This is a genomic window from Microcoleus sp. D3_18a_C4 (assembly GCF_036702415.1).
Classification (GTDB): Bacteria; Cyanobacteriota; Cyanobacteriia; order Cyanobacteriales; family Microcoleaceae; genus Microcoleus.
Map to the genome: position 1 here is coordinate 1 of NZ_JAUBTI010000160.1, position 10,558 is coordinate 10,558.

Genomic DNA, 10,558 nt, shown 5'->3' on the forward strand with positions numbered 1-10,558 from the left:
AAAGCATTTTTTTTATTATAGTGCGAGCGTCCCCGCTCGCGTATTCTACAAATCGCGAGCGGGGACGCTCGCACTATAAATGCAAAACTGAGATGCTCCCTAAAATCCGAGTTTAAGAGCATATTATAGGGATTAAAAATTCATGTCAGAACCAAATATTTTCCCAACAACACTGCAAACAGCGAACCCAAATACAGAAAAATTGTTGTGGCTGTTCGGTTTCCGGATCGACCCCGGCACCGAAATACCAAATCTATATACTCTAATTGTCTATGGAGAACAAGAGCCGCCCTTAGTAGCCGGCGGTCAACTTGTATTTTTTACTCGTCCCGAACTAGCGATTAACGCTCTCCAATTGTGCAATATCGATGTCAGCGAACTGGGAAAGCCACCCACACAAATAGACGCTATTTGCGACATTGCAGAAACGCTGTACTTGCTAGATGCCGAAGATTTTGACGAGTCAGCTACTATCCTCAACTGTTTGAACGCGCTTTTCGATTTAGTGAAAGCTACTTTAATACCGATGCCAACTGAATACAAGCGCATACTTTATGATTTTGCAGACCATTTGAATATTGAGGAAGAGTTTGCAAGTTTTTTAGACGCAGAAGATATTCAGCGATCGGAAATTGTCAATGCCATTTTGTGGTGTGTGGGAGCAATTACAGCTAAATCGAGATTGCTGACCTAGCAATTTAAGAAAAACTAGAATGTTAATCGATAATAGATAATATCGCCAAAGGAAATTGTGCCATGACTGTAACAGATGTACGCTTGTGGACTGTAGCCGAATACCGCCGGATGACCGAAACTGGCATTCTCAATCCCGATGAACGAGTGGAATTAATTGACGGGCAAATTATTTCAAGTAGTGCAAAAAATCCTCCCCACGCAGCAACTAACCTCTGTGCAGCCGACTATCTAAGAAGTCTGCTGGCAGGACTTGCTTTAATTCGCATCCAAGACCCGGTTACTCTAAGTTATAATTCAGAACCAGTACCCGATATTGCTGTAGTGCAAATCGACCCTCGGCTGTACCAAGATTTTCATCCCGCGCCCGACAATATTTTTTTATTAATAGAAATAGCTGACACGACTTTAGAAACAGACCGCAGGCGGAAAGCACCGGCTTATGCTAAGGCGGGAATTACTGATTATTGGATACTGGATGTTAACACGCGGCAAGTTTATGTTTTTCGCGAACCGGGCGAGGCAAACTACGGACAAGAAACAGTATTTAATGAAGATGATGTTTTGTCAATGCTGGCCTTTCCAGAAATAGAAGTTCAGATTTCGCAACTGTTTCCTTAAGTCTGTGGGCGGCGGGTTTATCGATATCTTTAGCTACCGATCGATATTTCGGCTAAAACCCGCCCCTTGTATGGTGCGTAGCTGCTAGATTTTCGAGCTTGGGAAGTAGATTATCTGTGGCGACGCACCCTACGGTATCTACGGGTATTGTGTATATTGATATCGCTCGAATTACCACAACGTTGTAGGGGCGGGTTCACAAACCATACATAACAATGACCAACAATTTATATAAACCCGCCCCCACCCCACCGTAAATCTAAACGTACATTTGGCTTGGAAAGTTGGGTGGGGGCGGGTTTTTGAGATTGTTTGTTTTGGGGCGATTATTGTTGGTGAACCCGCCCCTACAAATCTATCAATTACCAATTATCAATTACCAAATCTTCAGAATAATCCCGATCGCTACAAAAAACTTAGTATTAGGGCGTAGCGTGAGTTATACTCCTACTGGAAAGACTGTGACTGTCAAAAAATCTCGAAATCAAAGTTTATGAGCAACACTTCCCCGCCTCCACCAGCCGCCAACAACCCCGCAACACAAAAACTCAGTTTCTCAACAAAATTAGCTTACGGTGCCGGCGACCTCGGCCCGGCAATTACCGCTAATGTTTTGGCATTTTACCTCCTAGTTTTCTTTACCAATGTCGCTGGTTTACCTGCAGGCTTAGCCAGCAATATTTTGTTAGTTGGCAAGGTTTGGGATGCCATAAATGACCCGATTGTGGGGGTTTTGAGCGATCGCACTTCTCACCCTTGGGGCCGCCGATATCCTTGGATAATATATGGTGGCATTCCCTTCGGCATATTCTTCTTCTTGCAGTGGATTGTACCTAGCACGGATCGCACAGTGTTATTTTGGTACTATGTTGCAATCAGCATTTTGTTCAACACCGCGTACACGGCTGTCAATCTTCCCTACACTGCCCTGACTCCAGAACTTACTCAAGACTACAACGAACGCACTAGCCTTAATAGTTTTCGATTTGCTTTCTCCATTGGCGGCAGCATCTTTTCATTAATCTTAGCTCTAATTATCTTTGCTGTATTTGAAAAGAACCCGAATCAACAATATTTAGTATTAGGTGCAATCTGTGCAGTTATCTCTGTCTTGCCTTTGTACTGGTGCGTTTTGGGAACTCGCAAGCACGTCGCCGCCCAACTATTAGAAAACGCCGAACTAGATAATTCTACATCTTTGCCACTGAAAGAACAGTTGCAGATTGCATTTAGCAATCGCCCTTTTTTGTACGTCATTGGAATTTATCTTTTTTCTTGGCTGGGAGTGCAGTTGACTGCTACTATTATTCCCTACTTTGTTGTTAACTGGATGCAACAGCCACAGTACGTTTTTAGCTTGGTGGCGATCGCAGTTCAAGGCACTGCATTAATCATGCTATTTGTTTGGAGTAAAGTCAGCGAGAGATACGGCAAAAAAGCCGTATATTTTATGGGCATGAGTTTGTGGATTATTGCCCAAGCTGGACTGTTTTTCCTCCAACCTGGACAAGTATTTCAGATGTACTTATTAGCAGTCATGGCAGGTGTCGGAGTTTCCACTGCTTATCTAATACCTTGGTCTATGATACCGGATGTGATCGAACTCGACGAACTGCAAACAGGAGAAAGACGCGAAGGTATTTTCTATTCCTTCATGGTACTGCTGCAAAAAATCGGATTGGCAGGGGGTTTGTGGTTGGTAGGTCAAGCATTAGAAGGAGCTGGATTTCTATCTACAGTTCCGGGACAGCAGGCACCCGTACAGCCAGATTCTGCGCTTTTTGCGATTCGAGTTGCGATCGGGCCGCTGCCCACAATTGCTTTAATTGCTGGCATGATTCTTACCTATTTTTATCCCATAAGCCGCGAAGTTCATGCAGAAATATTGTTGAAACTTCGAGAAAGAAAAGCACAAAATCAGTAAGCGCTAATAATGAGTAGTTGGTAAGTAGTAACATCCAAAAACAACAACTACCGATAGCTCATCCGGGCGATATCTATAGCAATCCTCCCATCACGTGCAAACTCTTTTTTTTGTTTAACAATGTGTCCTCTTCTTATTGCATCGGTTAATTCACAAAAAAGCCCGTGGCGCGTTTCCCGAAAGGATTGCTATAGCTTGCTCGGAGGGCGAATCAAAGCGATAGTTTTAGTAATAGCCCCGGAATGCAGAAACCTAGTTTTTTTACGAAAATACATAAATCGCGCCGCGCCATCCGCCTCGGTAGAAAAACCGCGAAGGCTTGAGTTGTTCGAGATGTCGATCGAGCTTGAGAATACAAATTATTAAATTTTATGTCTATCGCGCACTATAGAGATGAGTTTGTGATATAATTACCAGGGTAAAGTAAGTCTATATACTTAATCAGTCATCCAGCTCCTCAAAAAGTTTATAATTAAAAGAAGAAACAGATTTTTCTCGGAAATTGATTCGATTAGTTGCCGTTCCCAAAAATCTGCCGAAGGTCGCTAATTATATCTACATGGGAAATGCGAAACTTTTTAGCCGGTCAGTTAGCGCGTAAGTTAACAAGTGCTTCTGCCCTGGACTCCGAACCGAAAAATGGCATAGATGACAAATCAATACCAGCGCCAGCGACGGCTGAGGTGTTACGGTCAATTGTAAAAGTTTGGTAAAGTTATTGAACCCCCTGTCGCGAAGCTGAGCGACACCGGAAAAAGTTTGCTTCGTCGCCCGGAAACCCTAAATACAAGGACAACGCAGCAGACCCCAAATGCAGTCTGATATAACTCTCCACCAGTTGTAAAAGAACTTTTGCCGCCGGCCTAGCATAGGGATTTAGTTATTTTTGTATACTATGTGAAAGTAGTGAGAACTATTAGAAGGAAGTGGGTTCGACCAACCAATAATTTCGTGTGATATCCTTAAGCCAATGCTCAAAGTATCAACCCGAAGGCTCGCAGAAGAAAGCTGATTTTACCCACACAATATCAAAGAGGTCAACATGGAAAGAGAACAGGACGCTCATATCGTACCCATTAGCAACCAGAGCCGACAGGTGCAGCAATTTTCCGTTGACGAGGGAGAAGAGTTAAGCGCGCAGCCTCAGAAAGGATTGAATCTAAAGCCGTTGTTGAGGACTTTTCAGCGACAAGCCCTAATCATTATTGGGATTATAGCTCTAGTAGGCGCTGGAGCTGTTTATCAGATCAAGGGAGGCAAGAAAACATATCAAGGCGATTTTCGGCTGCTAGTGGAACCCGTGACAACGGAGGCCAGAATAGCTGACCCCTCTGCCCTAGCCAATCGCGGCGATGGGGGGGGAGTGCCTAATCGAGATTTTTTTAGTTTGGACTACGCAACTCAACTTCAAATTCTCCAGAGTCCTCAGATGCTGTCGGCTATTGTTAAACAAGTCCAAAAACGATATCCAGAAGTTACCGAGGAAATTCTTCAAAAAGGATTACTCGTTTTGCGGATGGGAGAAGATGAGAGGACGATGACTAAAATTTTGGAAGTTCGCTTCATGGGGACTGATCCTAAATTAGTTGAGTTTGTTTTACAAGTAACTAAACAGAAATATTTAAAGTACAGTCTTGACGAACGCAAGACTAGCATTGGTCAAGGTGTTAAATTTATTGAAGACCAGCTTCCGGCACTCAGTAAGCGCGTAAACAAGCTGAAATCGGAGTTACAGGTGATACAGGAGCAGCAAAAGATTACCAATCCTCAAGAACAAGGCGCGCAATTAATCGAGCAAGTTCGTAACGTAGAAACTTTAGAGTTAGAAACTCAAAGGCTACTGCAAGAACAGAAAACGCTTTACGCTAACTTGCAAAAACAATTAGATTTTACACCAAATGAAGCTATTGCCGCTTCCGCTTTAAGCGAAGAACCTCAATATAAAGAGTTGCTGACCAAGGTTAAGGAAGTAGAAGGTCAGATTGCTGTAGAAACAGCTCGTTTTAAATCTGCTAACCCTATAGTGGAAGCTTTAGAGCGCAAGCGGGCAAATTTAGTAGCTTTGCTCAACCAGCAAACCGATCGAATTTTGGGGCAAAATTTAGTAGGCACCCAAGCCAATTCTAAAGTTCAGAATTTTCAAAATTCGATTCGCATAGGCTTGATTAAACAATTGGTTGATACTGCTAACCAAGTTCAAGTCTTAGAAGCTCGCCGTCAGGCAATCAGCCAAACTAAAAACAATTTAAACCGACAAGCAACAGAATTCCCCACCATAGCCCGCCGCTACAACGAACTGCAACAGCAATTAGAAGTAGCCGCCCGCACCCGCGATCAACTTTTAAGCCAGCGGGAAACTCTGCGCGTCCAAGCAGCTCAAAGCCAAGTACCTTGGGAAATAATTTCTGAACCACGGATACCGCGAGATGCTAAGGGCAACCTGATTCCAGTTGCCACGAAAGCTAAAAACAAATTTGTGATGGCAGTTGTTGGGGCGCTAGTGTTGGGTCTTGGAGCTGCTATCCTCATTGAAAAGTTCCGCAATATTTTCTACTGTGCTGATGACGTTAAAGATGCGGTTGAACCGCCTTTATTGGGAGCAATTCCTCTTGACAAAAATGCTAGAAAATTGCCGCCTTCTATTGCTAATGCTTATGGTTATCTTGAAGGAAAAGAGGGTAATAAGAAAATTGCTGCGGAATTTATAGAAGCTTTTGACTCTCTTTATACTAATATCCGCTTTCTTTCTTCAAATCGAACGATTAGCTCTTTGGCAATTGGTTCGGCTACAGTTGGCGAAGGCAAATCTACCGTTGCTTTAAACTTAGCTCACGTGGCAGCGCTGGCGGGTCAGCGAGTGCTGTTAGTAGACGCGAATTTGCATTCCCCCAGCCTGCACTTGCTGTTGGAACTGCCTAATGTCAAGGGATTGAGCAACTTGCTCGACCATAAAAACGAACCCAATGAAATTATCCAACGATCGCATCTAGCAGATAATCTTTTTGTATTAACTGCCGGTCTCCCGAATCCTGGTACTGCCAGACGGCTGGCATCATCTCAGATGCAGTATTTAATGGAAGAACTTCAGGCAAAATTTGACTTAGTTATCTACGATACGCCGCCGCTGGCGGACAGTAAAGATACGAATTTTTTAGCGGCGCGCACCGATGGCATACTGATGGTTGTAGCAATTCACCAAGTCTCCTTTTCTGTAGTCAAAAAAGTTTTCAGTCAATTAGAAAATTTTGGCATACCATGCTTGGGAACAGTTGCGAATCATGCCCCTAAACGCAAGAAGTATCCAGCATCGAGATCGTCAGTTGTTGAAGATAAAAATGAATATTTGAATTTGACACCAGCACCGTCTCGTATCCGCAAACTAGCTCCCAAAAAAGAGTGATACCCAACAAAGATGACCTCCAAAAAAAAGGATACAAGCCCCCGACAGGAGTCAATCGATTTTAGATTTTAGATTTTAGATTTTAGAGGCGACCCCACGGATAAATGCTCTTTCTTGAGGATTTTTGATTTTCGATTTTGGATTGATTCCACGGATAAATCACGTGGCGGGTATCACCTTTGAAATTCGTGGTCATGGAAATCCCAAAATTTTAGACTCTTGTTCAATCTCCCAGATTCGTCTGTGGAGTAAATCGAAAATCTAAAATCGTTAGACTGAGCGCGACTTGACGCTCGCGCTCGCCGAACCTCTTAGGCCGAAGTCTAAAATCTCAAATCTCAAATTGACTGATGGCGGACTAATTTTCATCCGGGTTGGTAGGAAATGTGACGATAAAATTAGTCCAGCCATTCCTGCTTTCAACCTCAATTTTTCCTTGCAACTGTTCCACAAGTTTTTGAACCAAAGCTAAACCCAAACCTGTACCTCCTTGTTTCCAAGGATCTGCGTTGGGAACTCGATAAAATTTCTCAAAAATTCGAGGCAATTCCTCTATGGAAATGGACGATTGATTGCTGAGTGTAAATTGGATTTCTGAAGCCACAGCACTTGCTTGTCGCGCATCTGTCCTTTGTCCTCCTTGTTCCCAGTCTCCGTTTTTGCACTCAACTTTCAGAAAAATTTCGCCGTTATTGGCAGTATATTTGCAGGCATTGTTGAGGAGCTCGGCTAAAATTCGTCCCAAGCTAGCGCGGTTGGAACTGATCGTGGGGAGGTGGCGATCGCACTCTACTCGCAAATCCTGGTGGCGGTCGTGGGCCCGGGTGTAAAACGGGTCGATAATAGTAGGCAGCCAGACTTCTAAGTTTACTGGTTCGAGGTCGATCGGACAAGTTGCAGCTTCGAGCCGCTGCAAATCTAGCAAAGCATTAATCAAATCTGTTTCTCTCGTACATTCTGTTTCTAAAATTTCTAGATAAATCTGGCGTCGATCTAGTGTGGGAGAAATTCTTAACATATGAATAGCCATTTTTATATTAGCTAAAGGCGTCCGCAGTTCGTGAGAAACTGTGCTGAGAAATTCATCCTTGAGGACGTTTAAATGCTGGAGTTCGTGAACTTTTTGCTGCAATTCGGCAGTGCGTTCTTGGACTTGACGTTCGAGGTCGGTGTTGAGATTCTGGACTTGCTGATAGAGTTGGGCTTGCTGAATGGCGATCGCGATTTGAGTTGCCAGTTGCAGCAGCAAATCCACTTCCGAAGGCTGCCACTGACGGGATTGGGAACACTGATGAACACACATCATCCCCCACAAATTGCCGTCTTGCAAAATTGGTACAATCAAATAAGCTTTGATTTGCGCTTGCTGGAACCGGGCATATTTTTCGGCGCTCAAACTGGCTTGGTCGAGGTCTGGAACCGCATAAATTTCCTGTTCGACCACCGAAGCAGATTCTTGCCAAATATTATCCGGCATGATTTCTCCCAAGATTGAAGGCCAATTTTCGGCAACGGATTCTGCCACTACAATGCCGTAATTGCTGGACTCTAAATGCAGGATGGCTACTCGGTCAGCTTGCAAAACTTGGCGGACTTCATCGACGCTGGCGTTGAGAATTTCTTCGAGGTTTAAGGATTGGTGAATCCGCAAGGAAATGTGAGTTAACAGCCGATCGCGCTGCAATTGTTCGTGGAGTTTTGCTGTCCGTTCCCGCACCTGCTGTTCCAGTTTGGCATTGCGGCTTTGCAACAGTTCCACTTTTTCGGCTTGCAATTGATAAACCGACTGCTGCAACTGTTTGACCACTCGGTACATTTCGGTGGGGTCGAGGACTCTGAGCAAGCTGGTCTGAGTAATAATTCCCAACAGTTCTCCGCGCCCCCCGCACACGACCAACCGCTGCACTTGTTGCTGCTGCATTTCTTTGTGCGCCGTCCATAGGGAATCGGAAGGTTGAAGAAATTGCAGGGGAGTTCTCATGACTTTTTGAGCTGGAGTTTCCTTGAAATTTAGTTCGAGAAACTGTGCCTGCACAATGTCATATTCGGTAATAATTCCCAGGGGTTGGTGAAAGGAATAGTGAAAAATGGAGGTATAGTCATCTTTGGGCTTCTCCATTGTTAATTCTTTGTTTTTTGTAATCACTACGCAACTGACTTGATGCTCTGACATCAGTTCGGTTATGCTCAGCAGCGAGGCGGTGTGGGGCGCTGTAATTGGCGTAGTCATTAATTCTGCTACCCGCCGCAATTTAAGAATGTTTGAAGGCTGCAATACTTGGCGAATTCTTTCCCGTGTCAGCACTCCTACCAAGTGGCGAAATTGATTGACGATCGGCAAATAGCGAATCTTGTGCTGGCGAAATAAGGATAAGGCGGTAAACACGTCTTGGTCATCGGATTCTGTGAGGGAGACCGACACCGGGGACATCACTTCGGAAATTGGTATTTTGTGCAGGGCTACTTTGTGCTGGCTGTCTATTGTGCCAGAAGCTATCAGCCTCACTAGGTCGGCGGGAGTTAATATGCCGATTAACAGTCCGCGGCTGGGGTTGTCGGATAAGTTGCCTGTGGTAATAGTCTGCTGGTTCTGCACGACGAACACGCAGCGGGCCCGCACCTTTTCCGGCGCGGCTGTTTCGGTCATCGCCCCCCGGTCTGAGGGTACAGGTGTTTTGACTAGGGGACAACTGTTTTGCAACTGACTCATCAGGGCGATCGCCACTGCTAAGGAAGTTTCTGGCCCGGCAGTGAGGGGGTAGCGATCGATCGCTTGTTCTAAGGCTGAGGAGTAAAAGGGCGGGTGGTAGAACGGCATAGTGGATGGCAGGTTGTCGGAGGGAGGCTAACGATCGGGCAAAGCCTTAGGGAACGGCACAAACACCTCGCCTGTGCTTGAGATTTAAATAATAGACTTTCTAATTGATTATTTCCACGCAATCTGAGCTTTAGATTAATGGTGTCGCTAATCCGCAATCTTACTCATCTCAAATACGCAGGGCGGTTTTTACTGCCTCCTTTTCCCCTGAGACTCCCCTATAATCAAAATAACCCGAATGTAAAGTTTTACTACAAGATTTATCCATAATGACAACTTTAAGCTTAGAGCAAATTGCAGCCAAGTTAGAAAGCCAAAATTCAGCCGATCGAATGGTGGCTTTGGCCAACTTGCGGAATGTGCCTGCTGCAGAGGCGGTGCCTTTAATTAAAAAGGTGTTGAACGACGAAAGTTTGCAAGTGCGATCGATGGCTGTGTTTGCTCTCGGGGTCAAACCGACAGCAGAGTGCTATCCTATTCTAGTCAAATTGCTAGAAACTGACCCGGATTACGGCATTCGCGCTGACGCTGCGGGTGCTTTGGGCTATCTCGAAGATATCAGAGCTTTTGATGCTTTGGTGCGGGCTTTTTACGAAGATACTCAATGGCTGGTGCGCTTCAGCGCTGCTGTTTCTCTGGGGAATCTCAAAGATCCCCGGGCTCGCGACGTGCTGCTGAAAGCTCTCGACAGCGAGCAAGTGGTGATCCAGCAGGCGGCCATTTCGGCTTTGGGGGAAATTAAGGAAATTGGGGCGATCGATCGCATCCTCAACTTTGCTCAGTCGGAAGATTGGCTGATCCGCCAGAGGCTGGCTGAAGCTTTGGGCAATTTGCCGAGTGTTAAGAGCGTTTCGGCCTTGAAATACTTAGAAAAAGACAGCAATTCTCAAGTATCTCAAGCGGCAACAATTTCTCTCGATCGTTTGTCAAAAGCAGAAGGATAACAGATATTTTCTACCTTATTTTGTAAGTGTTTCATTTCCGCGCTTTGAAGCCGGGGATGAAACACCTATAGCCTAATTTATTCAGCCGGGAGCATCTCAGTTTTGCATTTACAGTGCGAGCGTCCCCGCTCGCGTATTGTACAATACGCGAGCGGGGA

The 10,558-nt window shown here is 44.9% G+C and carries 6 protein-coding genes; 5 read left to right on the forward strand and 1 reads right to left on the reverse strand.

Going from position 1 to position 10,558, the window contains the following annotated elements; all coding sequences use genetic code 11:
* Positions 1 to 142 precede the first annotated feature (142 nt).
* From QUB16_RS31835 to QUB16_RS31850, 4 genes are all read left to right on the forward strand, one after another.
* Complete coding sequence (locus QUB16_RS31835) at positions 143 to 694, forward strand: hypothetical protein (RefSeq protein WP_333308202.1); 552 nt, start codon at positions 143 to 145, stop codon at positions 692 to 694.
* Positions 695 to 756: 62 nt separating this feature from the next.
* Positions 757 to 1,314, forward strand: a complete 558-nt coding sequence (locus tag QUB16_RS31840; protein WP_333322280.1) for a Uma2 family endonuclease — start codon at positions 757 to 759, stop codon at positions 1,312 to 1,314.
* A 493-nt stretch (positions 1,315 to 1,807) separates the two neighbouring features.
* On the forward strand, positions 1,808 to 3,238 hold the full coding sequence (locus tag QUB16_RS31845; RefSeq protein ID WP_333322282.1) for an MFS transporter: 1,431 nt from the start codon (positions 1,808 to 1,810) through the stop codon (positions 3,236 to 3,238).
* 1,042 nt (positions 3,239 to 4,280) lie between these two features.
* Entirely contained in the window at positions 4,281 to 6,638 is a 2,358-nt protein-coding gene (locus QUB16_RS31850) for a polysaccharide biosynthesis tyrosine autokinase (protein ID WP_333322283.1), read from the forward strand.
* A 358-nt stretch (positions 6,639 to 6,996) separates the two neighbouring features.
* On the opposite strand, the gene QUB16_RS31855 is transcribed toward QUB16_RS31850, so the two are convergent.
* Positions 6,997 to 9,456: a CBS domain-containing protein gene (locus QUB16_RS31855; RefSeq protein ID WP_333322285.1), complete on the reverse strand. Its 2,460-nt coding sequence runs from the start codon at positions 9,454 to 9,456 to the stop codon at positions 6,997 to 6,999.
* Positions 9,457 to 9,725: 269 nt separating this feature from the next.
* Here QUB16_RS31855 and QUB16_RS31860 point away from each other — a divergent pair, with 269 nt between their 5' ends.
* On the forward strand, positions 9,726 to 10,400 hold the full coding sequence (locus QUB16_RS31860; RefSeq protein WP_333322286.1) for a HEAT repeat domain-containing protein: 675 nt from the start codon (positions 9,726 to 9,728) through the stop codon (positions 10,398 to 10,400).
* The last annotated feature ends 158 nt before the right edge of the window (positions 10,401 to 10,558 follow it).